At 35.3% G+C, this 22,757-nt stretch carries 31 protein-coding genes and 1 pseudogene; 4 read left to right on the forward strand and 28 right to left on the reverse strand.

The window, feature by feature from the left end; translation table 11 throughout:
* Positions 1-80: 80 nt before the first annotated feature.
* From MHB55_RS12195 to MHB55_RS12290, 20 genes are all read right to left on the reverse strand, one after another.
* Positions 81-299, reverse strand: a complete 219-nt coding sequence (locus tag MHB55_RS12195) for a hypothetical protein (RefSeq protein ID WP_340863331.1) — start codon at positions 297-299, stop codon at positions 81-83.
* Positions 300-357: 58 nt separating this feature from the next.
* Positions 358-702, reverse strand: a complete 345-nt coding sequence (locus MHB55_RS12200) for a spore protein H (RefSeq protein ID WP_340863332.1) — start codon at positions 700-702, stop codon at positions 358-360.
* A gap of 12 nt (positions 703-714) precedes the next feature.
* Positions 715-1,500: a hypothetical protein gene (locus MHB55_RS12205; RefSeq protein WP_340863333.1), complete on the reverse strand. Its 786-nt coding sequence runs from the start codon at positions 1,498-1,500 to the stop codon at positions 715-717.
* A gap of 48 nt (positions 1,501-1,548) precedes the next feature.
* Entirely contained in the window at positions 1,549-1,797 is a 249-nt protein-coding gene (locus MHB55_RS12210; RefSeq protein ID WP_340863334.1) for a hypothetical protein, read from the reverse strand.
* Positions 1,798-2,369: 572 nt separating this feature from the next.
* Entirely contained in the window at positions 2,370-2,594 is a 225-nt protein-coding gene (locus MHB55_RS12215; RefSeq protein ID WP_340863335.1) for a hypothetical protein, read from the reverse strand.
* 35 nt (positions 2,595-2,629) lie between these two features.
* Positions 2,630-2,809 carry a hypothetical protein gene (locus MHB55_RS12220; protein WP_340863336.1) on the reverse strand — a complete coding sequence of 60 codons (180 nt, stop codon included), beginning with the start codon at positions 2,807-2,809 and terminating at the stop codon, positions 2,630-2,632.
* The gene (locus MHB55_RS12225) at positions 2,806-3,234 is read right to left on the reverse strand and encodes a YopX family protein (RefSeq protein WP_340863337.1); all 429 of its coding nucleotides are present in this window, start codon (positions 3,232-3,234) and stop codon (positions 2,806-2,808) included. The genes MHB55_RS12220 and MHB55_RS12225 overlap by 4 nt, the downstream gene beginning before the upstream one ends.
* Positions 3,231-3,452 carry a hypothetical protein gene (locus tag MHB55_RS12230; protein WP_340863338.1) on the reverse strand — a complete coding sequence of 74 codons (222 nt, stop codon included), beginning with the start codon at positions 3,450-3,452 and terminating at the stop codon, positions 3,231-3,233. Before MHB55_RS12230 ends, MHB55_RS12225 begins: the two co-directional genes overlap by 4 nt.
* 100 nt (positions 3,453-3,552) lie before the next feature.
* On the reverse strand, positions 3,553-4,203 hold the full coding sequence (locus tag MHB55_RS12235; protein ID WP_340863339.1) for a helix-turn-helix domain-containing protein: 651 nt from the start codon (positions 4,201-4,203) through the stop codon (positions 3,553-3,555).
* A gap of 108 nt (positions 4,204-4,311) precedes the next feature.
* Positions 4,312-4,755, reverse strand: a complete 444-nt coding sequence (locus MHB55_RS12240; RefSeq protein WP_340863340.1) for a DUF669 domain-containing protein — start codon at positions 4,753-4,755, stop codon at positions 4,312-4,314.
* Positions 4,748-5,491 (reverse strand): AAA family ATPase, encoded by a 744-nt coding sequence (locus MHB55_RS12245; RefSeq protein ID WP_340863341.1) that lies wholly within the window; start codon positions 5,489-5,491, stop codon positions 4,748-4,750. The genes MHB55_RS12240 and MHB55_RS12245 overlap by 8 nt, the downstream gene beginning before the upstream one ends.
* A 12-nt stretch (positions 5,492-5,503) precedes the next feature.
* Complete coding sequence (locus tag MHB55_RS12250) at positions 5,504-5,977, reverse strand: siphovirus Gp157 family protein (protein ID WP_340863342.1); 474 nt, start codon at positions 5,975-5,977, stop codon at positions 5,504-5,506.
* Positions 5,978-6,199: 222 nt separating this feature from the next.
* Complete coding sequence (locus MHB55_RS12255; RefSeq protein ID WP_340863343.1) at positions 6,200-6,502, reverse strand: hypothetical protein; 303 nt, start codon at positions 6,500-6,502, stop codon at positions 6,200-6,202.
* 6 nt (positions 6,503-6,508) lie between these two features.
* On the reverse strand, positions 6,509-7,093 hold the full coding sequence (locus tag MHB55_RS12260; RefSeq protein ID WP_340863344.1) for a hypothetical protein: 585 nt from the start codon (positions 7,091-7,093) through the stop codon (positions 6,509-6,511).
* Positions 7,093-7,467, reverse strand: a complete 375-nt coding sequence (locus MHB55_RS12265; protein WP_340863345.1) for a hypothetical protein — start codon at positions 7,465-7,467, stop codon at positions 7,093-7,095. Before MHB55_RS12265 ends, MHB55_RS12260 begins: the two co-directional genes overlap by 1 nt.
* Positions 7,468-7,685: 218 nt before the next feature.
* On the reverse strand, positions 7,686-7,856 hold the full coding sequence (locus tag MHB55_RS12270; RefSeq protein WP_340863346.1) for a hypothetical protein: 171 nt from the start codon (positions 7,854-7,856) through the stop codon (positions 7,686-7,688).
* Entirely contained in the window at positions 7,853-8,512 is a 660-nt protein-coding gene (locus MHB55_RS12275) for a hypothetical protein (protein ID WP_340863347.1), read from the reverse strand. The genes MHB55_RS12270 and MHB55_RS12275 overlap by 4 nt, the downstream gene beginning before the upstream one ends.
* 129 nt (positions 8,513-8,641) lie before the next feature.
* Positions 8,642-9,253, reverse strand: coding sequence for a helix-turn-helix domain-containing protein (locus tag MHB55_RS12280; protein WP_340863348.1), 612 nt, complete (start codon positions 9,251-9,253; stop codon positions 8,642-8,644).
* On the reverse strand, positions 9,250-9,462 hold the full coding sequence (locus MHB55_RS12285; RefSeq protein WP_340863350.1) for a helix-turn-helix domain-containing protein: 213 nt from the start codon (positions 9,460-9,462) through the stop codon (positions 9,250-9,252). Before MHB55_RS12285 ends, MHB55_RS12280 begins: the two co-directional genes overlap by 4 nt.
* A 26-nt stretch (positions 9,463-9,488) precedes the next feature.
* Positions 9,489-9,704, reverse strand: a complete 216-nt coding sequence (locus tag MHB55_RS12290) for a helix-turn-helix domain-containing protein (protein ID WP_340863351.1) — start codon at positions 9,702-9,704, stop codon at positions 9,489-9,491.
* A 185-nt stretch (positions 9,705-9,889) separates the two neighbouring features.
* Between MHB55_RS12290 and MHB55_RS12295 the strand changes: the two genes are divergently transcribed.
* Both MHB55_RS12295 and MHB55_RS12300 read left to right on the forward strand, forming a co-directional pair.
* The gene (locus MHB55_RS12295; protein WP_340863353.1) at positions 9,890-10,537 is read left to right on the forward strand and encodes a LexA family protein; all 648 of its coding nucleotides are present in this window, start codon (positions 9,890-9,892) and stop codon (positions 10,535-10,537) included.
* A gap of 106 nt (positions 10,538-10,643) precedes the next feature.
* On the forward strand, positions 10,644-11,789 hold the full coding sequence (locus MHB55_RS12300) for a tyrosine-type recombinase/integrase (RefSeq protein ID WP_340863354.1): 1,146 nt from the start codon (positions 10,644-10,646) through the stop codon (positions 11,787-11,789).
* An 88-nt stretch (positions 11,790-11,877) separates the two neighbouring features.
* Here MHB55_RS12300 and lepA read toward each other — a convergent pair whose 3' ends face one another.
* The 7 genes and pseudogenes from lepA to gpr form a co-directional block, all read right to left on the reverse strand.
* A complete protein-coding gene (gene lepA / locus MHB55_RS12305; RefSeq protein WP_340863355.1) occupies positions 11,878-13,707 on the reverse strand; it encodes a translation elongation factor 4 in 1,830 nt (609 codons plus the stop codon).
* Positions 13,708-14,306: 599 nt separating this feature from the next.
* Positions 14,307-15,341: a YheC/YheD family endospore coat-associated protein gene (locus MHB55_RS12310; protein ID WP_151109399.1), complete on the reverse strand. Its 1,035-nt coding sequence runs from the start codon at positions 15,339-15,341 to the stop codon at positions 14,307-14,309.
* A gap of 66 nt (positions 15,342-15,407) precedes the next feature.
* Complete coding sequence (locus MHB55_RS12315; RefSeq protein ID WP_151109397.1) at positions 15,408-15,848, reverse strand: CotY/CotZ family spore coat protein; 441 nt, start codon at positions 15,846-15,848, stop codon at positions 15,408-15,410.
* Positions 15,849-15,866: 18 nt separating this feature from the next.
* Positions 15,867-17,083 (reverse strand): annotated as a pseudogene (locus tag MHB55_RS12320) (ATP-grasp domain-containing protein).
* Between the two features lie 700 nt (positions 17,084-17,783).
* Entirely contained in the window at positions 17,784-18,575 is a 792-nt protein-coding gene (locus MHB55_RS12325) for a M15 family metallopeptidase (protein WP_340863356.1), read from the reverse strand.
* Between the two features lie 384 nt (positions 18,576-18,959).
* Complete coding sequence (gene spoIIP / locus MHB55_RS12330; protein WP_151109393.1) at positions 18,960-19,781, reverse strand: stage II sporulation protein P; 822 nt, start codon at positions 19,779-19,781, stop codon at positions 18,960-18,962.
* A gap of 54 nt (positions 19,782-19,835) precedes the next feature.
* Positions 19,836-20,846 (reverse strand): GPR endopeptidase, encoded by a 1,011-nt coding sequence (gene gpr / locus MHB55_RS12335; RefSeq protein WP_340863357.1) that lies wholly within the window; start codon positions 20,844-20,846, stop codon positions 19,836-19,838.
* A gap of 160 nt (positions 20,847-21,006) precedes the next feature.
* On the opposite strand from gpr, the gene rpsT reads away from it, so the two are divergent.
* A complete protein-coding gene (gene rpsT, locus MHB55_RS12340; protein ID WP_144535837.1) occupies positions 21,007-21,255 on the forward strand; it encodes a 30S ribosomal protein S20 in 249 nt (82 codons plus the stop codon).
* 186 nt (positions 21,256-21,441) lie between these two features.
* Here rpsT and holA read toward each other — a convergent pair whose 3' ends face one another.
* On the reverse strand, positions 21,442-22,446 hold the full coding sequence (gene holA, locus MHB55_RS12345) for a DNA polymerase III subunit delta (RefSeq protein ID WP_340863358.1): 1,005 nt from the start codon (positions 22,444-22,446) through the stop codon (positions 21,442-21,444).
* Positions 22,447-22,600: 154 nt separating this feature from the next.
* Between holA and MHB55_RS12350 the strand changes: the two genes are divergently transcribed.
* Positions 22,601-22,735 (forward strand): YqzM family protein, encoded by a 135-nt coding sequence (locus tag MHB55_RS12350; protein WP_144535833.1) that lies wholly within the window; start codon positions 22,601-22,603, stop codon positions 22,733-22,735.
* Positions 22,736-22,757 lie beyond the last annotated feature (22 nt).

The following is a 22,757-nucleotide window of genomic DNA, read 5'->3' on the forward strand; positions in this document are numbered from 1 at the left end:
CTTCACCTTTGCATTCTCCACAAACGTTAGTCATTATCCATTTCCTCCTTTTCTTCTTCGCATTTTTTACGCAATGTACCTTAACTAATCTCTATAAAACACTCTTTTAAATCTTCCAATGTGATTTCCAACCAACCATATTCATCACTTTCTAAACGAACTTCACACATATATGAAATTTCACTCAAACACCAAGCCGAATCGACGGGTACAATGAAACTTTCATTTTCTATTGGAACTTCGTGTTCATCGTATTTGTCTACAACGAATCCCTTGATACATTTAAATTCCTTTTCCATCCCAACATCTCCCTTTATCATAATTTGGTTCAAGTACCTTACTTTTTTTACGAACTCTTTATGAAGCTCTGTCCAAAAGTTCCTTTGCTTTCTTAAATGCTCGTCTATCATGAGCGAAGTTCATTTTGCTATAAATACGAGGTTTTGGATTGTCTGGTTCACTGTCTTGACAACCCTCACGATTTAACTGTTGCTGATATCTTTCTTCTGGACACCATTTCAAACCGCCCCAGGAGACCCATTTTGAATGCGAAGTCTCTACACTAACCAGTTCAACAGGTGAATTGTTATTTTTACGCATCCAGATGTATTCGTCGTATTGCATTTCCCACGGTTTGTATGAATTTCCAAACATCATAACGCAATCTGAAAATGTTACACGCACTGTTTTATTAGCTGCCATTGTCATTCTCCTTTATTCGTCGTCCTCATCAAACAAAAAGGTTTTTTCTTCAATCTGAAGGTTTTCAATATCACTTAAATCGATAATCGTCATTTCAACACCTCTTATGATGAATCTGTCGTCTCGTTCATTGTTCGTACTTCTTAAATGGTTATTGTAAGACCACACCCTTGCACTTGGAAAAGCTGCTTTAATTACCTTTTCAAGCAATTTGCGGTTGTTGTCATTGTCAATTAGATCTAAACCATAGCCGCGTTTTTTAGGAGTAAATTCAAAACCTTGGTCCGTTAAATATTGAACTTTCGTTTTCAACTGTTCTTTATCTGATACAGGAGTTGTTGAATAATTTGATGTGAAAGAATCAAGCATAAAGCCAAGCTCTAATTTAACAGTTCCACCAGCTGTTATTTCTTTTTCTCGGATGTAGTTGAAGCCTTCTATATCCCACCATTTCTCAATTTTTTCGAATGCAACTTTAACAATAGCTGATATACTGCTAACGGATTGTTGGCTTTCCAATGCTTTTTCTAAGTCATTAATCTGTTTCTGATAGTACTGACCGATGGATTCAGTCATTTCTTTTTCACGTTCACTTTCTTCTCCAGTAAAGCCGATGGTTTCTTTGACAGTTTTCATATAGCTATCTACTAAGCTTGGTAGTGCTTCTTTCATATCCTCACGCAAGGAATCAGTTTTAACCCACTCAAGTAAAGTAGCCATAGCGCTGTAAGCTTGTTTAATTTCACGTTCTACCACTGCTTTTTGGTCTTCTGTAAATTTTATTTTTGTATTATCCATTTAATAAAATCCCTCTTTTCTAATGTCGCGCTATCTACGAACTGTTCATTACCAATTGATGCTTTCTGCCCCACCTTCAATTGTCTTAGAAGCACATTCGTCACATATTAGTTTATTAGTTGTCTTTTTGGCAAAAGCTAAGTTTGTATTGTCACTGTCTTGAAATCCCTTATCACATAACTCGCAATTAGGTATATCTTTTCTTACCGCACTAAACCGCTTATATGACATAAAATTGGTCTTAACCTTTTCAATTTCATAACGCTCAGTATAATTCTTTTCAACTGTGTAACCCATTTTACCTCTCCTTTTTGTGTCGCATTTTGATTCAAAAGTAACAGTTTAAAATAATTCACCTTTGTCTAGACTGTTACTAGAGCCGAAAAACAGTCCTAGGAAGCCTGTTGATTATGCCAATCTAGGCTCTGATATTTTTTAAACCTGTCAAACGCCCTGTCACTTATCTTCCCTATACATATGCTATAGAACAGCTGAGAAGTTTGTTAACCTTTCTGTGCTTCTTAGTTAACAAAAGGTCCTCTAGTCCTAGGGCCTTTTGTATTGATCTAAGCACACCTAATTAGAATTTGCATAATATATAAAACAACTGGGATGTTTGTTCGTTTCTAACCTCCGTTTTATTGTCCAGTTGGGTCTCGGGGCTTTCTTTAAAGAAGGCCCTTTTTATCTACAATCATTTAAGGAGAATACTCATGGATTTAATAATTAAAGAAATTTATCGTTTGATAGATGACTACCACCAGTGTCAAAACTATCAAATTAAAGAACTCATAATTGGCGATATTACATTCTTAACAGAAGCTTATCTTCTCTACATAGAGTAGTACGTTCTTTCTACGGACTGTGTATTAAACTTCTTCAATTTCAGATTCTGTAACGTAAGTCGATTCTTTTAAAATCTTGGCAATTGCGTTTTCTGCACCTTTGCGATATTTGTACACTTTCGCTAGGTTAATATCATCCGTATGTCTAGGAACTGCAACACTTTCTACTGAGTAAATATCTATTTTACCTGCGTAATATCCACCAATATCAGAACTACAATGCGGAAATATTTTTACTGCAAATCCCATTAAATCGACACCCTTTCTCGTTGCACCTTATGTTTCTAGTACGTCACACTCTTCCTCGTATAACTAAATGCCATTCCCTCCTGAATCCTCGCATACCGTCCATCATCCACACGCTCGGTAAATTCAGGAAACGACCAGTTGTATTTCGTACCAATGTCAAAGTAATCATAGTAGCGTTTTAGCTTTACTAAGCGTTCTTCTTGGGTTGGTGTCATTGGTTGTTCTCCAGTAAGTGTGGATGTTCGTAGATGTTGCCGACTATGATAGTTGCACTACTTATTTCATCCTCAAAATCGTAATAATCTATTCCGCTACCCTCTGTTCCCACTGGATTGAAAAGGAACATTCCATAATCGTCCCAAATAACTTCATAACGTTTTTCATTAATGAAATCTTTTATAATATCCCCTTCACAAATCTCCGCGCCATTTTTGTCTTTCAATCCTGTGTTTTGTCCAACACTTTCTGGATAAACTTCAAACCATCCACTCTCAGTAAAAATGAAGGTCTCACCCGCCTTGCCAACTTCCTTAGCAAATTCATTCGTAAAAATAGTTGTATGAACTCCTGTACCTTCAACCCATTGACTATCAGTACATAATTTTTCAGTGGAATAACCACGAATTTTAATCTCTCTCATTTCCCAACCTCCCAAACTTCATTTACTTTCCAGCCATCACGCTTCAACTGTTTAACCGTTTCTTTGTCATACGGCAAGGACGTCCACACAACATGTCCATCCTCTATGCGAGTGAGTGTAATGTAATTCTTAAACGGTGATACATACGGTCTCATAATCTTCGGTTTCCGTTGGCTAGGTAACGTTTCAACGTATATTCCGTTTTTGGTGATGTTCATTTGGATTCTCGCTCCAATTTTTCAATACGTTTCAATAAACCAAGAATGCATACCAATGAAAAGAAGGTACCTATTCCAATAAATAAGATACTCGCGTTTATCATAGCTGTACTCCCTCCTGCATCATTCCAAATCGTTTACGGAACATCAGATTTTGTTGCATCAACCCTTCATTCAACCCATCGACCATGAGTAGATCCTGTACTTGTTGGCGAAAACGATTGGAGTTTTCCACTTCACTCGAATAATCCGCATATGCTTTTTCCTTTTCTACACGTTCAGCAGCTAATAATTTCTCATATTTATGCTTTTGCTCAATCAATTCCAGCTGCATGTTTTTCTCGATTTCTCGGAATCTATCAAGTTGTTTCTGTAAGTCTAAATTTTGCTTTTTAAGGCTATCATTTACAATTGGTATATCGATGGTTGGTTTATCTTCTACAACGTCTACAATCGCTGATTTTAGCTCTTTATGAGTAAGATTAATATCCTTTTCACGTAATGACTTTACCTCCACTTGTTCAACTGATTTATTCATTTGCGATTTAATCTGATAGACAAGTCCAGGAGTTATATTTAACCTCTTCGCAACCTCTTTCACCTTGATACCTTCCTCTAACATTTGAAGTACTTTCGCATTACGTTGTTCAGTGGTCATTTCCACTTTTACACTTTTGGATTTTTGCGCTTTATTTTTCTTCATTAGCTTTAATACTTCTTCTGCATGTGCTTTAGTACTTGCTGTTGACATTGGACTTCCTCCCTTGATTAATAAGTGTGGAAGATACTGTTTTATCCAACATTACCTTCCATCTAATTTTTGTATAAAGAAAGGGAGCAATAAGCCCCCTGTATGTTTTTAGAATGGTAATTCATCATCACTAACTGTTATTGGTCCAGATGAAGGAGCAACTGCTTTTGATTCCTTGTAAGCTTTCACTTCAGGATAGATTTTTCCGTTCTCGCTTTTACGATGATCCACAGTGACAAGTAATGTTTTATTAAGTAGCTCATTTGCCCACTGAGTGTAAGACTCAAATTCTTTTCCATTAGGGAAAGCGACTGCTTTAGAAATGGACTGTATCTTCCACATTGCTGTATCAACAATTACAAAGTTGTCGTACAATATTTTTTGACCTTGGCTAGGTTGTTGAACGTCAGAACGAATTTCATAGTCAACGGAAATTACATTGTTACCACTCTTAGCTTTTTTTGCTTCAAAATTAATAACAGTTACCTCGTAATCACCTTTTTCAATTGGTTGGAACCCTTTGCCAGCTTCTTCATGATTGATTTTAAACATTCTCATTTCCTCCATTTACATTCGTATTTTTAGTTTCTTCCATTTGGTTTTCTTCATTAAGAATTAATTCGTTTTGCAAGCAACCTTTACGATCATCTAATTGATTTTTGGCATACACACTGTTGGAAGCAGTTAATACATATCCTCTTCCACCTTCGCTATTTACCATCAGTCGTCCAACTACATCACAAAGTCCAAGAACGTTGTTCAGTATTTTTTGATTAATCTGTGGATAGGCGCGGTTGAATTGTTGGCTATTAGCATCCGTGAATAAATCTGTTGTCTCCCAAGCGGTGAATATTACTCGCATTCCTAAACCCTTCATCCAACGAAGACTGTTAACGATTCGGAACTGCATGTACTGGTAATCACCTTGAGCTGGAACGCCTTTGTTTTTACCTTTGCTGCCTAAATCTGAAAGCAAACATCTTTCGAGTTCTGATACATTATCGACTACAATATTGTCGTATTTGCCTTTCAAATTCTTTTGTATATGAATCAGAAGCTTTTCCCAAAACTCCCATGTGTTCACGTTATCTACATAGATGATGTCAATGTTCTCGCAACCTTTTAGAACGTGGCTTGTCCGGTCAATATCCAGAACTAAAGTACGACCAGGAAGGTATTTAATAGTTGATGTCTTACCCATACCTGGTGGCGAATATAATAAGTACGTACCGCTTTTACCTTGTATATCAGTAGCACTTTGTGTTTCAAACGAAAATTCTTGTGTCATTTCATTTCCTCCTTATCTAATTCGTAATGACTCGCCTTGCTTCAACTGAACGCCTGGTATTTCATGACCTAGTTTTAATTCTTCCATGATGGCTTCTTTATTTAATACTGGTGAGGGATTTTTAAAATATTTCTTCGGTATTTCCGAATCATTCAACACTTCTACAGAAGGCTTACCTTTTCCAATAGAAAACTTGAATAATTGGCCTTCTACTTTTTGTTTTCCTGTATCTCGCATGTATTGGGTAACAGCTTCTCTCATTCGTTTTACACCATTTTGTTGTGTAGTTTGTAAAGCTTGTAGTCGTTTTATTTCTAACTGGATTACTGCAACATTTCCTTCTAATGCTTTGATTACTTTTGCATAACCTTCAAGTTCGTCCGTTGAAAGCTCTTGTACAGCTTCGAGTGTATCGCTTATATCTTGACCTTCTTCTAACATCTGAAGAAGTTGCAACTCATCTTTTGTTAAATTGAACAAATTCATGTATATTTTCACATCCTTGATGGTATAATAGTGTTAGGTAATGTTTTAAATCCGCCCATTTTACTTACGCCAATAAGTAAGTGGGTTATTTTTTTATTAGCCTGAAAGGATTATTTTTTCTTTTAGGGTCACATTCGCCACAGTAAGTCGCCTTTCCCCAAAACGTTGATTTGCATTTCTTACAAGCTATTGTATAAAGCATCTTAGCCCTCCTCTATCTGGTTATTTTTGTTCTTCCAATTCATAAATTTGTCGTTCCATCTCTTCCATAGCGTTTTCCAAATCAGCAACCTTGTTCTCTAAGTCCGACTTTTCATCTTTCAAAGACTGATAATTTTCTTCATCCACAAGGACTTGTCCATCTGGTTTAGCGATTAACTGTACATATTTTTGAACAGTCATAGTTGGTATTTCTTCTAAATCAAAGTCACAGTTGTCCTGGCCTTCATTTGTATCAACAATCACTTCAACTTCAGCATCTAAATCAAACTCTAGTAAGCTGGTAATTAAATCACGTACTAACATTTATTCTCAGCCCTTTCTAAGTAACTCCCAATTATTCTTAAACCGTTCAAACTTCAAAGTACCTACACGAATGTTTAATGTGGGAATATCATCTTCCAGCGCATGAGAAGGAATGATATAATAAACGTCCTCCACATCCCCGATGCACACGAATATGAAGTAATCACATGTTTTAGAAAACAACTTCTTCGTTCTTCCTGTGGTCAATACAATTCGTTCATCACTTTCCTTACAATTCCGACTTGCCTGTTCCGAGAGTGCGAAGCTGAATCTATTGCCTACTCTTTTGGCTGATTTAACTTCAATCTTGACTCTTCCATTGACCAGTAAATCAAACGGACTTAACTTGTCCCTTGCGTTCATGTCCTTCACTCGAAAACCTTTGGAACGTAATTTCTTGATTGCTTTTTGTTCGCCGATATAACCAGTGGTGATCCGAGCATCAACTCCGAACTCCGCCCTAACCTTAGTAACAAATGTTCTGTCCACATTGAAGAACTCAGCTATTTCCCTGTCTGTTTTGTTGGACTGTGTGTACAGGTAAGTTAGCAATCTCTCATTCATTAATGAGCTTGCTGATATGGTTGGCATTAGCTGTTCACTCCTTTGATTTTGATTCCTAGTAGGTCAAGAGTATCTTGGACGCCTGCCTTCCGTTCCATAGCGCCAGGTGAACCTCCGTAAGATTCGTAATATTCGCGTACCTTTTCCTCCGGCGACTTTTCGACTTCGTAGCCGTTGACTAACGCTCTCAACAATACGTTAGGGTGCCGATTGGATTTATAGTTCGAATCGCTATAGTATTCGTTTAAAACTCGTAGTTTCGGATAATCTCCGTAAGCAACCACGTTATCTAAGTGTTTTATAATGCCAAATGGATTTAGTCTGAAGCCATTCCTTCCGTTTATTAATTCCTCGATTGCCTCTGCAACTTCCTTGGTTACCATTACTTTTGAATTACTCATTCCTTCACTCCTCTCTATGCCCCACGCTCATGTCAATGGCTTGTCCTTCATTTACCAAATGTTCTCCCACACAATGAGTGCTGCAGTAAAATTCACCGTTATACTCGATACCTTCACGAGAGTAAATTTCCTCGTTACATTTGATATTGGTGCAATCGCTGATGACAATTGGCTCGTACATATCAATCTGTGGATGACCACTGCTAAGGATTGGATTTTCAGGCATGTACTTCACCTAATTTCATGAGGTATTTGATTTTGAAAATTTCATTTTGATACCCATGGATGTGACGGAAGTTTTGTAACGCTTCATCTATCATTTTTCCTTCTGATGCCACTCGAATTTTTTCACCGTTTATCATTGTGACTTCCCATACGTAACCGTTCATGTGGAAACCTCGTATTGTGCGTTTGTGTCGTTGACGATTCGAATTACCCTGTCAGGATTTCTTTCGATAAAGTCTATCGTATTTTCATCTCCATTAATTGCAGCGCCTTCCCGTAAAATAGTACTCACATATGGATGATAAACACCCTTCACTTCCACTTTCATTCCCACCACAACCTCACTCGGTTGAATAGCCTTCAAAAACTCTACTGGAATATCAATCTGTAATGCTTTTGCTAGTGCGATAGCTTGTCCGATGTGTTCGTTGAATACATCGCCAGGCATACATTTAGCGATTCCTTTAGCTTTCAATACACCTTTTTTATAATGACGAGGTTTCCAAAATAGTAGCGCTACTATTGTTCGTTTGCTTGCATTAACTTCAAACCTCACATCACAAATCCATTGACCACCGTTGGCCATTGGGACAAAATATACTCGTCCACCCCAAGTGCTATCTTTTTTACATTCCTCTATAAACTTTTTAGCCTTCTCAATCAATTCCGCACGTTGTTGGTTAGGTGTTTTTTCTTCCACACTTTCTATAGAAGATTTACCAGCTTCATAACCCTCTGCAAAACTTTCCTTTTGTACTTCACTAATAAACTGTTCAAATAATGTTCTTGTCTTTTCCGACATCCCTTTAATATTGTTCATTTATTGTTTCCCTCCCCATTTTTAATTGACCTACTCCGACTTCCCCAACAAATACCAGTTATAAGCAACCCATCCTGCGACACATACAATGAACATCGCGACCATTACGATGTTGCCTGTGGTTGTCATTTAATCCAACCCTTTTAACGAAGCTAATTCTCTTTCGAGTTCTTGTATTCTTAACTCTCGTTCATCCTCCCTAAGATCCTTGAAAAGCAATTCACTAATAGAAACACCATAAAAGTCAGAGAAAACTGATATCATTTTATTGGACATACCCCTCTTACCGGTTTCCACATGTGATAAAAATCCTTGAGTAACTTCTAAGCTGTCAGCTAAGTCAGTAAGTGTAATATCCTTCGATTTTCTTAAAACTCTTAAATTCTCATTCAAGTAACATTTGCCAATCCCACGGAAAAAATAATTTTCCATCTGTATATATAATTCAAGTGCTTCATTTAAACGTTTGTTTTCTTCTATTAGCTCTTTAGGGAAATCATTGTAAGTGCGTAACTCATAAATCATTTCATCTGTAAAATCTGAAACAGTCATTATTTCTTCCAACGGGATTTCTAAAATTTTTGACAAATTAAATACTATTTGTGGTGATGGGTTATTATTTTTACTATTCTCTAATTGAGATAAATAAGGATGAGATATCCCAGCTTTTTCTGCTAATTCTCTTAATGTTAAACCCCTCACATTCCGTGCTTTTTTAATAACTTCTCCAAATACTTTCATTGAAAACTCTCCAATTCTTTGATGTTATACGGATCAGTAATATCTTTTCCTGTGTTTCGAAGGATGAATGATTCCAGTTCTGTGGAAGACACTTTCATCCTTCCAAGTTTTAAACCTTGGAGTTGCCCACTTTTTATTAAGCTGTAAACAAAATTTTTGTTACATTTGAGAATTTTCGCTACCTCTGCGACATCATGTAACTTGTTCATCGCTTCCACCGCCTTTTATTCGCAAATCATGCGACATAATCTTTAAAAAAAATAGACATAGCTTCATCGGCAGTTAAACCTAATACGGAACAAATAAGGTTAGCTTCTTTGACAGTTAAAGTTTCTCCTTCGTTATTTAATTTGCGATAAAGTGTACTTCTATCAATCTCCAACCTTTTTGCTAGCTTGCTAATGTTCAACTCCTTCTCAACAATTTTGCCTCTAAGCTTGTTAATATTCATAAATTCCTTCACCAACTTTCTTTTCATTTTGTCGCATATCGTGCGATGTATTTTCATATTATAATAGAAATAGTTACAAGTCAAGGAAATAAATCGCATAAATTAAAAAATATTTAAATATTTTATCTAAAAGTGTTGCATATATGCGACAACAAGTGTAATATTAATTCAAGGGGTGAAATAAAATGTCTGTAGGCGAGAGAATTAAAACAAGAAGAAAGCAACTGAAGATGTCAGTAGATAAGTTAGGTGAAATGGTAGGCAAAAACAGAGCAACCATATATAGATATGAGAGCGATGAGATTGAGAATATGCCATATGATGTGTTAGAGCCTTTAGCTAAAGCATTAAATGTATCACCTGCTTACCTAATGGGTTGGGAAGAAAATAAAGTAGAACACTTCTTAACAACTTATAAATATCTTCCTGTTACTGTTGCAGCTGGACTTCCAATGGATATTGCCAGCATTTCTGAAAAAGAAGTTGAAACAATTTCTGTACCAGATTCTTTAATGGGAAAATGGGCTGGATCTAACGAGATCTTCTTAATGAGAACAAACGGAGATTCAATGAACAGAATCATACCTAATAACTCATTAATAGCAGTCAAAGAAATTGAGCTTTGTTCATTAAAAGACAATGACATAGTAGTTTTCAGTAATGAAAATGAATACTCTGTAAAACGCTTCTTTAATGACAAAGAAAATGAACGCTTTATTTTTAGACCGGATTCATATGATACACGATTTGTTGATTACATCGTGAAATACTCAGAATCCCAAAATCTTAAGCTTCATGGAAAAGTAGTTGTATATATAGTTGAATTAGATTGATTCCTACCGGTAGCAATTAAATTTGAAAGAGTAGCTCATCTGCTGCTCTTTTCTTTTAACTATTAATTGTAGTTTATTTGTAGCAAAATTTGAAGGAGTGAATGATATGAAAGGTGGAGTACGTAAAAGAAGTGGTTCATGGTACTACTACTTTGATTTAGGGTTAGTTGATGGTAAACGAAAGAAAATAGAAAGAAAAGCTACGGGGGCTTCCAGTAAAGCTGAAGCAGAACAAGTTTTAAGAAGAGCAATAACAGAGTATGAGAATGCTGGTTCCATTTACGAACCATCTGAAAAAACAGTACAGGATTATATGAATTTTTGGTTTAATGAATATGTAATGGTGAACTTGAAATATAATACACAAGAGAATTATAAAGGAATAATTAACAATCACATCAATCCTGCTTTTGGAAAGTATAAGCTAAAATCTTTAAAACCTGATATTCTCCAGAAGTTTTTTAACGATAAAAAGCGAGAAGGATTATCAAGAAAAACACTTACTGTATTCCACACAGTATTGAATAATGCAATTAAACAGGCTGTATATCCATATAAGCTAATAAATGAAAACCCTATGCAATACGTCAAAATTCCAAGTTATGAACGAAAAAAAACCACAGAGAGCGATTTGAAGATACTCTCCATGGAATCAATTAAAAAGATAAATAATTATCTTACTGAAGAAAACACTTTTTACATTCCATTTCACATTGGACTTAACACTGGAATGCGTGTAAGTGAAGTTTGCGGTTTGACATGGGATTGTGTTGATCTGGTAAATCAAACAATCAAAGTCGAAAAAATTGTAATCTGCAAAGATCAAAAATGGGTATTCAGTACACCAAAAACAAGTTCGTCCTACCGAACAATCAGCATTGGGGATACTTTAACAAACACTCTTAAAAAACATCGCACGCGCCAAAAGCAAAATAAGCTTAAATACGGCGAGTTTTATCATCCAAGTGAATTTGTATGCACAAAAGAAAACGGTGAGCCTGTGACCCCAGCAAGTTGCAAATGGAGTGGTCGCAATATCAGAGTTAAGTTAGAAATCGATTTCAACTTCCACTCACTCAGACATACACACTCTACGTTGCTTTTGGAACAGGGCGCTCCATTAAAAGACATACAAGCAAGACTTGGACATAGTAGATCTTCCATCACCATAGACACGTATTCACATCTAACTGAAAAGATGAAAAATCAAACAGTAGATATTTTCGAGCGTATTATGAATGATGTTAAATAGCTTGCCACCCAAACCGTATTACGGTGGCAAGGCGGTGGCAAATGCTATTTATTTAAAATATTAAAATGTCGTTAGTGCTAGGCATTACTTATTTATTTGGCTCATCCATTTTCAGAACTGCCATAAAGGCTTCCTGCGGTACTTCCACAGATCCAACTTGTTTCATACGCTTTTTACCTTCTTTTTGTTTTTCAAGTAGCTTACGCTTACGAGAAATATCTCCGCCGTAACATTTAGCTAAAACATTTTTACCCATAGATTTGATAGTAGAACGAGCTATAATTTTCTGTCCCACTGCTGCTTGAACAGGTACTTCAAACTGCTGTCTTGGGATTAAGGCTTTCAGCTTTTCTACAATAAGCTTTCCTCGCTCGTATGCAAAATCTTTATGAACAATAAAGCTTAATGCATCTACTTTTTCGCCGTTCAATAAAATATCCATCTTTTGAAGCTTAGATTCCTTGTAGCCGATAAGCTCATAGTCAAAGGAAGCATATCCTTTAGTGCTAGATTTTAACGAATCAAAGAAATCATACACTATTTCTGAAAGTGGAATTTCATAAATAATATTTACACGTGCAGATGATAGAAAGTCCATTGTAATAAAGTTACCACGTTTACGTTGGCAAAGCTCCATAACTGATCCTACGTAATCTTCTGGAACCATAATAGAAGCTTTTACATAAGGCTCCTCGATGGAGTCAACCTTTTGAACATCTGGCATCATAGAAGGATTATCTACTTTAAGTGTATCACCGCTAGTTAGTTTTACGTTATAGATAACACTTGGTGCTGTAGTAATAAGGTCAATTTTGAACTCTCTTTCAATACGCTCTTGAATAATTTCCATGTGTAATAGTCCTAAGAAACCACAACGATAACCAAATCCTAAAGCTTGAGAGGATTCTGGTTCGAATTCTAATGCAGAGTCATTCAGCTGTAGCTTTTCTAAAGCATCACGAAGGTCATTATACTTTGAATTATCAATTGGGTATAATCCACAGAATACCATCGGGTTCATTTTTCGATAGCCAGCTAATGCCTCTGTAGCTGGATTATCCGCTAAAGTAATGGTATCCCCAACACTTGAATCACCGACATCCTTCATAGAAGCTGTTAAGAAGCCAACATCCCCTACTGTCAGTTCATCACGTTGTGTCGTTCTTGGTGTGAATACTCCAGTCTCAACCACATCGAATTCCTTGCCAGATGACATCATTTTAATGCGGTCTCCCGGTTTAACTGTTCCTTGCATGATTCGGATATAGACAATTACACCACGGTAAGGGTCATAAAGAGAATCAAAAATTAGTGCTTGTAGTGGGGCTTCCGGGTCACCTGTTGGTGCAGGAACCTTCTCCACAATTTGCTCTAAAATCTCTTCTATACCAATTCCAGCTTTTGCTGATGCATGCACAGCTTCAGAAGCATCTAAACCAATTACCTCTTCAACTTCCTTTTTCACACGTTCTGGATCAGCAGCGGGCAAATCTATTTTATTGATAACTGGTAAAATTTCTAAATCATTATCAAGAGCTAGATATACGTTTGCCAATGTTTGAGCTTCAATACCTTGTGCAGCATCGACAACCAATATAGCACCCTCACAGGCTGCTAAGCTTCGAGATACCTCATATGTAAAATCGACATGTCCAGGAGTATCAATTAAGTGGAAAATATATTCTTCCCCATCTTTTGCCAAGTATTTAAGCTGTACTGCATTTAATTTGATCGTAATTCCTCGTTCTCTTTCAAGATCCATAGAGTCAAGCAATTGGTCTTTCATTTCACGAGATGTTAATGTTTTCGTTTTTTCTAAAATACGGTCCGCAAGTGTCGACTTCCCATGGTCTATATGGGCGATAATCGAGAAATTACGGATTTTTTTCTGTCGTGCCAATCTTTCTTCATTATTCATGCATGTTCACTCCTAATTAAACTATTATGAATTATACTATGAAAAGAATGTATATTACAACAACAACAAGCTTAAAACCCTTATATTTCAATGTTTTGAAAGAATGGAGGAATTTCATTCTATGGAAAATTACATTCTTTAATAAGCATAATTGAGGCTATATTGGGCAACAAAAATATATATAACAGGGGCGAATGTACAGGAATGAGTAAGTATTTTATTAGAATTAGGATAACTAACTTTTTCAATCATTAGGTTAACTCACTGAAATTTTCGATCATGTGTTAACAACAAAAATAAATGCACTTCGAGATTATATTATACAAATGTTCTTTTTGGGGTATTCAAAATACAGTTTTAAAATGATTATTATTTTTAAAACTCTTCTTCAACTAAGCACATTTTAGTTGAAGAGAAGCTTTAATTTTGTTTTTAAAAATGTATTTTTAAGACTCTAGTTATCCCCTTTTCTTTTAAAATCACTTTCTTAAGCCTAACTGTCTTCTTTTAGCTAGTGTAGTTCTTCAATGTTGTACACAGTCTTATAATAAATGTGCTTTTCAAAAAATACAGGCAGCTTGACTTCTCTAAACCTCTATTCAAAAATATTTCTTTTTATTAAGAGCTAAATACTTGGCGTAATGAATCGTATTTCTTGCTACGTCTAATTCACTATTAAATATTATTGGAATTCCTGGTCGCCAATTTACTTCAAATAACCATAGTCTTTGGTTTTCATCGATTCCAACATCGATTCCTAATTCATCGAGTGGAGAACCATCGTATAATGCATCAAAATGGTTAGAAAAGCTTAACGAAAAATGCTCAAGTTCTCTTTTAATATTAAACCAGTCATCATTAAACTCTTTTTGCAAAAAACGGTCCAGATAAGCAGTATAACCGCCACTACCTAAATTTGATGTAATACTTCCTAATGGTCCAATACGGGGGTATATCGATGTTATGACCCATTTGCCTTCTCCATTTTTTTGAACATGCAAACGTAAGTCGTATACATGGCCTGATTTTATCTGGCATGATATAAACCTCTGAACTATATATTCTTGTTCTTGGATTTTATGTGATACAAAGTCTAGCAACTCTTCTTTCGTATATATTGAGATTTTGCCCGCGTCATTAATTTTGAATTCATCCTCTTCTTTTTCAATAAAGAGAACACTCTCGCCTTGGTGTCCAGAAGTAGGTTTCATAATAATCTTTGAATATAAATTAATCATATCTAGTAAATCTTTGACACTTGTTAGTTCGAGTGTAGGAATCAGGTATTGTTTAAATTCCTCACCTTTCGTCACCCTTTTATAGACACTTAATTTACTTCCAATTGAATGACTTGTAAATGGGATGCTTTCAGATAAATAGTCGACTATTCTCTCTGCTTTTTTACTTAAAGGATAACTCGCATTATAAATAACGTCTGGAAAAGGGTATTCCTTTTCAATCCACATACCATTTTCATAATATTTACCCATTATTTTTTGGTTTTTTATATCCACTTTCCCTGGTGTAAAGTAAAAAAACTCCACCCCTTCTGCTTTAGCTACAACCGAATAGGCGTATGCCTTCTTTACTTTCTCTGGTTCCGCTCTATGATGCATCATACCGATTAAAGTCATGATGTCTTTCTCAACTCCTTTTACAAAATATCACTGATAATTATTATAAAAAATTTATTTTACTTATCACCATTTATCTCCAATTATTATACTTTGACGATTAATTAGATTCGGATTGATGCACTGGATACTGCAAAAATCTTGAACGGATACAATCACATTAATTTGCGTTTTTTCTAAACCATATGGCATGCGTATAGTGTCAGTATAATTTCCTTCTATATCAATTGGATATAATAATGATAAGTGGACAATCGAGTGGACTAGGTCTTCAATACGGAAAAAGCAAGTTCTAAATGAGGTTTGACAAGTTGAGGTTATACCGTAAGCAAAATAAGGTTCAGTAGCGTCAGAAGAATTAAAAACAATTGGAATGGTATCGTGAAGTATACCTTTAAAGATTGGTAATTTTGCCTTGACTTGCATTTCGTAGACTGTTTTCAATATGGATTTAATGTTACTGGTTGATTCGCCCTCATATGAGTTTGTTTCTCCGTTACTAATCATTATTATTCACTCCAAAAGTTATACTGGTTCAATATAAAAACGAATTTCTTTTGCGGCCTCTTTCGCAATGCTCATTGCTTCCTCTTTATTGTCTGAAGAAGCCAATACATAACCATAGCGATCGCCCATGGATAGAGGTGGATGGAGTATTTTCCCTTTTTTAGGCTTTATAAAAACTTCCTCTACTCCCGGTAGCCGGGAACTGCGATTTTTTCCTGTGACCTTTATTAATTTCCCTGTAGAATGACTCGTTAAATACTGAGCATACACAAACCTGCTGTATTTTTTTTCGAAGTTAGGCTCTTGTCCTAAAAATATTTTTATTGTCTCTTCAACCAAATTAATTCCATATGCTAGTCAATTATTCTATTCATTGCGCCACCAGAAATACGAGGATTTATTTCAATTAATTTCCATTCATTATTAATTAATCGCATTTCTAAATGACAAGATCCATTATCCATTTCAAAACGCTCTAAAATCAAACACACAGTTTTATATATATCGTTATAAAAGGCTTCATCCATTTCCCCTAACAAAGAATAACCAGTAACAATAAAACGTTCTAAGAAAGAAATTTCTTGTTCAAGGACTGCAATGATATGAACTTCACCATTGTAAACACAAGCTTCAATCAAATATTGAGGTCCATCTAAATATTCCTCTAATAATACTTCATTACTTCCTTTTTTAAATAGATTATTAATGGAGAGAACTAATTCTTATTCATCTTTGACAAATAAAACATCTTTAGAACCAGATGATATGGGTGTTTTTACAATGAGAGGAAATGACTCTTTTTGTCTATCGATAAAGTCTTCTAAAGAGTCATCTTTTACAATCCTTGCAAAATAGGGGGAGACAGGAAGATCTTTTAATAGTTCACGTGTTAAAAGCTTATCCTCCATTTTCGCTAAAGGTTCCGGGGGCACAGCAGTCAATTCAAATTCTTTTGAGAGTTGAGCCGCTACATGGACGTAAGGATCAATAAAACTCAATATAGCTTCTATTCTTTTCCCTTGTGATTGTATTGCTTTTATATTTTCCTTTAACAAATTATAATTGGTCAATTCAACAAAGACCAATTGATGAACATCGGGAAAATCAGGCCTGTTTTTAAATTGCAATTCCCTATCTGTTAACAATATAGTAAAAAAACCTAGCCTCTCAGCAGCTTTTATTGCCTCCCTACTTGAACCCGATTTATTACTACCTATAAAAATAATGGTTTTCATAATTTTGTATTATCAACCTTTCTAGTGACTTTCTTAGTATCTTTAGTCCTTAAGCAGTTTATTCGATAGCAGCTTGATTTGTTTAGGACAACTTACCTACATATTAAGAATAAATAAATGAAATATTTTAAAGTTAAATTTCATAAACAGCACTTTATCATTAAAATACGAACATTTGTCACTTGGTAGATTGTAGTGACAAGCGCTGACTTTACTGGAAGGAGCGAACAGTTAAGACATAATCAACCGCGAGTGATCTCGACTTACCCTTCCTCTGCATTATTTTTTAGGGTTACTTAAGACATGTTTATTTGAACTGCCTCTTTTACTCTATACCGATGCACCTAACATAGACCAAAATCTAAATAGAAAATAACAATTATACGACTCTATTTAAAGCCATTTTTAAATCATTACAAGATCATAAAAATTAGTTGGACCATTCTATCAACTTATTTTTTATAACTCCATAAAACGCAAATATAAGAGAATAGCGTACCTCTATGGTAGAACTTATTTAAATTTGTTATTAATGCCTTAGGTTGAGATAGACATACTCTCTCGAATTCTTTTCACTATAGCATCCAAAAAAAGATTCTCTTCCCAAATAACATAAATACCATTTCTTCGTGGTTGTTAATGTAAATATAGAATTATGAAACTAAGAGACCCCACCCACGTTAAGTGAGCGAGGCTATTATCATTTCCCATTTAATTGTTCTAGAACTGCCTTGGATGGTGTTTCATATTTAATATATCCATCCATTTTTGTTACCCAATGGTTATCCCCGACATTATATTGACCCCCATGTAACTCTCGATAATTATAAACCCGATATTCCTCTCCTGGATTTAAAATTCGGACCTCTACTAGCTTTCCCTCTTTTTCTGTCCACAGATTAATGGGCTTCAGAATTGTGAGCTTACCTATTTGACCTTTTTTAAGCTCAGTTTTACCCCACATGATTTTAGCAGTGTCTGTAACTTCCTTATCATCTACCTTAATCAAAAGAAAGATAGGCCTTTGCCCGGCCTTCAATTGAGCAATGGATAAACCTTTGTTATATTGCAAATGCGAGTAATCCTTAAAGCTTGTCCAATCTCCACCCCATTCAAAGCCCATAGACTTTGCGATTTCTGCAACACGTTTCCAATTCTCATTAACTGTCCATATTGATTTGTTTCCGTCATCAGTAACTAAAAAATAATCAATAGCCAGTCCATAATTGTGAATGGACGTCCCTGGGGCAGCATTGGAGATTATACTACCCTTTGAGCCGTAATTTTTGCCATTCCAAATGAAGTTCGGTCTTCCTTGACCATAAATATATGCTTGGTCTTCTTTGGAACGAAATCCAGAGGATATTTGTATATGGATACCTTCACTGTAACAACGTTTTATTAGCTCAATTGTATATTCCTTTAGAGAAGGATGAACAGCTCCCATCCGATTAATGGAGCGTTTTATCAGTTCTTCAAGTGATACCACCATATTTTATTCACCTCAATTCACTTTAAGTTTGTAATCACCTTTTTTTAAAAGGATAGATAGGCTTGCGATTTACAACCATCTGTTAATATAGCTAGCGTAAAAGCATCCCTATATTTATTGTATTCAGCAAAATCTATTAAGTTTAAGCTATTAACGCAACCTATCGAATAATTAGTTTGCTAATTCTAAATTGATTACTTCATAATGCAAAAAACTACATCAAAAGCGACACATTTATTTTCCATAAAAAAATACCGAGAACACTTGAGTTCACGGCATACTTTTATCTATATGTTTTTCTTAAGATCCATTATGGGATGAATTTCAAACTGGTGCCTCATTAGCCCTTTCAACTTTTAAATATAGCTAAGCAATTCCACTACGCTAAGATACTACTTGTTCATTAAGAATATTTGAAATAGCTTTCGCTAATATAGCAATTGACCTATTTAACTCCACTTCTGTACTGTCTATTCCACCAAGCTCAATGAGCGCAGAGTTTTTATTGAGATCCTGATTATATACTCCATCTACACCATCACCGACTTTAACAGTTACTTTCCTAGCAATTCCCGGAACCAATGTATTTAGCTCTTCTGTTAACTTATTTGCTAGCTGGAGATTCCATTTATAATTTTCATGTTCTCCTCCAACGACAAACATAAGCTTGGCATAGCTCTCTTCTCCCACCTGTAAAGTAGTGGTTGCAGCCTTTGCAGAGTCTCTATGAATATCTAAAATAATATCATAGTTACTTTGGGATAATGCATCTTTCACAAAAGGTCTTACAGAATTATAGTTTTTAGTTTCAGATGGATTTTCAAGTGAAAGGAATTCTGTTTCTACTTGATGAAAAGCAAATTGAGCCGTAATTTGTTCTTGAAAGTTAGTAATATTCTTTTCTTGATGATATATCTCGATCTTTTCTCCACTGGCAGCTAATATTGGTTTAAATGCTTCTTGCCAATGTGTAAAATAGACGAAAGCTTTTCGAGGTGGCAAAATTTCTGCTACCGTTTGTGTCTGAGTAACAGGGGGTGTTTCAATTTGCGCTGCATATACAACAGGTATTTCCTCTTTTTTCTTTTCAGTTACTTTTTCCGTTGTCGTTTCGGTCATAAGAGGTGTTTGGATTATTGCAATGATGATAGGGGCTAAAAATAAGAGTAATAAAATGCTAGTCAGCTTCTTTAAGGTATTAGTCATAGGTTCCACTCTCCTCACACAATCGTATGAGAAGAGAAGGAATTTTAGAACGACCTATTTACTTGTAATCCATGTTTCAATGCCTGTGGAAAGCATATATGCATACTGTTCTACCCATAAATCAGTTTCTTTTGGTGTAACAAATAAAGAAGGATTTTTTCCAACAAAAACTTCCTCAAATAATTGTCTTTTCTCTTCAGTAGACCAACCAACCCATTCTCCAAAAATAGGCTCAAGCACTTTTTTATCGATGTTTTTCTTATTTGAAACCATTGGAGTAACAGATAGGGCAGAAGAAGGTTTTCCCTTCTCCTCCACGCGTGCTGCCACGTGATGAATGACTTGCTCAACTGCATCTGCATATAACACTGGACCGTCTACAACCATTGGTACTCCAATTGCTGTAACAGGAACACCATAAACTTCCTTTGATATTTCCTTGCGCTGGTTTCCTACACCAGAACCAGGGTGTATACCTGTATTTGTAATTTGTATAGTCTTACAAAGACGTTCGCTATTTCTTGCAGCTAAAGCATCCATCACAAGAATAAGATCAGGCTTAAATGCTTCGCTTATGGCACTGACAAAATCGCTTGTCTCAAAACCGGTTTGACCAGTTACACCTGGAGCATACATAACAACTTTCACTTTTTCATTATTAGTCAAAGAAGAATTTTGTAGGTATTCAATTGCTTTTGGTCCAATAGCATCGGGTGTAACTGTCGCATTTCCAAGTCCAATTATTAATATTTTGGATTCATCTGTTAAACTAAACTCTTTATGCATATCTCGAAGATGATCAATGAAAGTCCTCGCCATGTTTTCAAAACTCTTCTCATCGTGTGGACTAAGGGTCAGATCAGTCAAGGTAATATACTTCCCTTGTTTCTTACCAATCTGTTTTTCACCTTCTTCGTTCACTTCAATGGAAGTAATAAGTACCGCTCCATTGCGACCCTCATCAAATTTAATACCTTCTGAATTGTCTAATTTAGCTTTCTGACTTTCTGTACGGTGTTTCACCATTTCTTCCGATTCATCGATTAAATCTGTTCTTCCCCACATTATAATCACCTCTAAAATAGTTTGTTCAAAGTGTCAAGTAAATATTCTTTGCATTTATATATTGCAATTTGTTTTTTCGTTTGTTAAAATAATGCTTGTTGTATAAACTGTTACCAACAAAAAAATGTATCATCTCAGACCTTATTAGGAGGTGAAAGGTATGCCAAACATTAAATCTGCAATCAAGCGTGTTAAGAAAAACGAGACTTTAAACGCTCAAAATGCAAAAGCAAAATCAGCTATGCGTACTGCTGTAAAAAAAGCTGACACTGCTGCACTTAATAACGATGAAAACGCAAAAGAACTTATTAAAACTGCAATTCAACAAGTTGAAAAAGCAGCTTCTAAAGGTTTAATTCATAAAAACGCAGCTTCTCGTAAGAAAGCTCAATTAATGAAAAAAGCGTAATAAAAAAAGACTGATCCGAATTCAAACTCGGTCAGTCTTTATTTTTTGCTTTTTTATATTTATTATTCGACAATTAGTTTGATTTCAAAAATCTATAATCTAGAGAATTAGATGACATATAAATGTAATTGCACTGCTAAAAATTAAGATTAGCGTTTGGAGCAGGCCAAAACCAGACTAATTCTACTACTTCAATAAAAACAATTCTAAAATACGATCTCTATTTGTACTTAAAGTTTTCAACTGAAGATCGACAGTAGCTAAATCATTTAATGTGCGAATCAGCTTCTCCTCTTGATGAAGCAATGGATTATCGAACAATAGCTTCACACGATATGGATGTACCTTCATTTGAGTGGCAATTTGTTGGGCATGATAGCCTTTTTTCTTCAAATGGCTTACTTGTATCATTAATCTCACCTGAGTAGCTATAAGCGCATTTAACTTTAAAGGGTCTTCTTTTCGCTTCAATAAGTCATGATAAATCTCAATTGCTTCACTTTTTCGGCCTGCTAAATAAGCATTCCCCAGTGTAAAAACATCCTCTTCAAGGGTACGAACCAGTAATGACTTAACAGTTTCCTCATCGATTTCTTGTTCCTCGCCAATATAAGTGGCAATTTTAGAGATTTCCGTTTTTAAGTGAACTAAATTTGTTCCTCCATTTTCAATTAAACGGTTTATCGCTTCCTCTGATATACTTTTCCCTTCATTTGAAGCTTCATGTAATACCCAGCTTTTTAAATCATGATTCTGTAAACTCATTGCCTCTATGACATTGGAAGCCTGCTTCATCGCCTTTGTGATTTTCTTCCGTTCATCCAGCTTCTCATACGGTGCTACAAAAACTACTATAGCGGAGGGAGAAGGATTTTTTAGCCAGTTCTCCAGCAATGCCGTATCATGAATGATTTTCTCTTTTCCCTTTTCGGTAGCTTTTAAGAAGAATGTATTTTTCGCGATAATTAACTTTTTATCTGAGAAAAAAGGAAGTGTATCTGCCTCGTATAAAACCTGCTCTACATTGCTTTCCTCTAAATCAAAGTAGATAATCTCTGGCTCTCCCTCATCCTCAAGTTTATATTTCAATTTTTTTATAGTTTCTTCTATGAAATATGCTTCTGTTCCGTATAATAAATATACATTTGAAATATTTCCTTTTGAAATTTCCATCCACTTTTCTGAAATCATGTTGGTGCTCCTTACTACTTTTAGATATATATATTATAGCGTAAATATGGTGAAAACTTTGTGACATTATATAATTAAAAGGAAATAAGAAAGTTTGTGTGTAGATTTTTTGAGCACTATCCTTTATAATTATGTGGAAATAGGAGGGTTAACAATGAATGAATTTGAACAAAATGTACAGTCGAAACGTAATGACGCAATCGACTCTGGCGTAGGTTTTGTAGTCTCCTTTGGATTTTTTGCCATTATGTTTATTATTGCAGTAGTTATCGAGTTTGTTTCTCGATAATACACGAGAAGGGTTTTGTCTT

Source organism: Psychrobacillus sp. FSL K6-1267 (genome assembly GCF_038003265.1).
GTDB classification, from domain to species: Bacteria; Bacillota; Bacilli; order Bacillales_A; family Planococcaceae; genus Psychrobacillus; species Psychrobacillus faecigallinarum.

Coding starts and splice junctions, on each gene's coding strand:
- MHB55_RS12195 (WP_340863331.1), bottom strand. CDS start 299: ATGGAAAAGGAATTTAAATGTATCAAGGGATTCGTTGTAGACAAATAC.
- MHB55_RS12200 (WP_340863332.1), bottom strand. CDS start 702: ATGGCAGCTAATAAAACAGTGCGTGTAACATTTTCAGATTGCGTTATG.
- MHB55_RS12205 (WP_340863333.1), bottom strand. CDS start 1,500: ATGGATAATACAAAAATAAAATTTACAGAAGACCAAAAAGCAGTGGTA.
- MHB55_RS12210 (WP_340863334.1), bottom strand. CDS start 1,797: ATGGGTTACACAGTTGAAAAGAATTATACTGAGCGTTATGAAATTGAA.
- MHB55_RS12215 (WP_340863335.1), bottom strand. CDS start 2,594: ATGGGATTTGCAGTAAAAATATTTCCGCATTGTAGTTCTGATATTGGT.
- MHB55_RS12220 (WP_340863336.1), bottom strand. CDS start 2,809: ATGACACCAACCCAAGAAGAACGCTTAGTAAAGCTAAAACGCTACTAT.
- MHB55_RS12225 (WP_340863337.1), bottom strand. CDS start 3,234: ATGAGAGAGATTAAAATTCGTGGTTATTCCACTGAAAAATTATGTACT.
- MHB55_RS12230 (WP_340863338.1), bottom strand. CDS start 3,452: ATGAACATCACCAAAAACGGAATATACGTTGAAACGTTACCTAGCCAA.
- MHB55_RS12235 (WP_340863339.1), bottom strand. CDS start 4,203: ATGTCAACAGCAAGTACTAAAGCACATGCAGAAGAAGTATTAAAGCTA.
- MHB55_RS12240 (WP_340863340.1), bottom strand. CDS start 4,755: ATGTTTAAAATCAATCATGAAGAAGCTGGCAAAGGGTTCCAACCAATT.
- MHB55_RS12245 (WP_340863341.1), bottom strand. CDS start 5,491: ATGACACAAGAATTTTCGTTTGAAACACAAAGTGCTACTGATATACAA.
- MHB55_RS12250 (WP_340863342.1), bottom strand. CDS start 5,977: ATGAATTTGTTCAATTTAACAAAAGATGAGTTGCAACTTCTTCAGATG.
- MHB55_RS12255 (WP_340863343.1), bottom strand. CDS start 6,502: ATGTTAGTACGTGATTTAATTACCAGCTTACTAGAGTTTGATTTAGAT.
- MHB55_RS12260 (WP_340863344.1), bottom strand. CDS start 7,093: ATGCCAACCATATCAGCAAGCTCATTAATGAATGAGAGATTGCTAACT.
- MHB55_RS12265 (WP_340863345.1), bottom strand. CDS start 7,467: ATGAGTAATTCAAAAGTAATGGTAACCAAGGAAGTTGCAGAGGCAATC.
- MHB55_RS12270 (WP_340863346.1), bottom strand. CDS start 7,856: ATGAACGGTTACGTATGGGAAGTCACAATGATAAACGGTGAAAAAATT.
- MHB55_RS12275 (WP_340863347.1), bottom strand. CDS start 8,512: ATGAACAATATTAAAGGGATGTCGGAAAAGACAAGAACATTATTTGAA.
- MHB55_RS12280 (WP_340863348.1), bottom strand. CDS start 9,253: ATGAAAGTATTTGGAGAAGTTATTAAAAAAGCACGGAATGTGAGGGGT.
- MHB55_RS12285 (WP_340863350.1), bottom strand. CDS start 9,462: ATGAACAAGTTACATGATGTCGCAGAGGTAGCGAAAATTCTCAAATGT.
- MHB55_RS12290 (WP_340863351.1), bottom strand. CDS start 9,704: ATGAATATTAACAAGCTTAGAGGCAAAATTGTTGAGAAGGAGTTGAAC.
- MHB55_RS12295 (WP_340863353.1), top strand. CDS start 9,890: ATGTCTGTAGGCGAGAGAATTAAAACAAGAAGAAAGCAACTGAAGATG.
- MHB55_RS12300 (WP_340863354.1), top strand. CDS start 10,644: ATGAAAGGTGGAGTACGTAAAAGAAGTGGTTCATGGTACTACTACTTT.
- lepA (WP_340863355.1), bottom strand. CDS start 13,707: ATGAATAATGAAGAAAGATTGGCACGACAGAAAAAAATCCGTAATTTC.
- MHB55_RS12310 (WP_151109399.1), bottom strand. CDS start 15,341: ATGACTTTAATCGGTATGATGCATCATAGAGCGGAACCAGAGAAAGTA.
- MHB55_RS12315 (WP_151109397.1), bottom strand. CDS start 15,848: ATGATTAGTAACGGAGAAACAAACTCATATGAGGGCGAATCAACCAGT.
- MHB55_RS12325 (WP_340863356.1), bottom strand. CDS start 18,575: ATGGTGGTATCACTTGAAGAACTGATAAAACGCTCCATTAATCGGATG.
- spoIIP (WP_151109393.1), bottom strand. CDS start 19,781: ATGACTAATACCTTAAAGAAGCTGACTAGCATTTTATTACTCTTATTT.
- gpr (WP_340863357.1), bottom strand. CDS start 20,846: ATGTGGGGAAGAACAGATTTAATCGATGAATCGGAAGAAATGGTGAAA.
- rpsT (WP_144535837.1), top strand. CDS start 21,007: ATGCCAAACATTAAATCTGCAATCAAGCGTGTTAAGAAAAACGAGACT.
- holA (WP_340863358.1), bottom strand. CDS start 22,446: ATGATTTCAGAAAAGTGGATGGAAATTTCAAAAGGAAATATTTCAAAT.
- MHB55_RS12350 (WP_144535833.1), top strand. CDS start 22,601: ATGAATGAATTTGAACAAAATGTACAGTCGAAACGTAATGACGCAATC.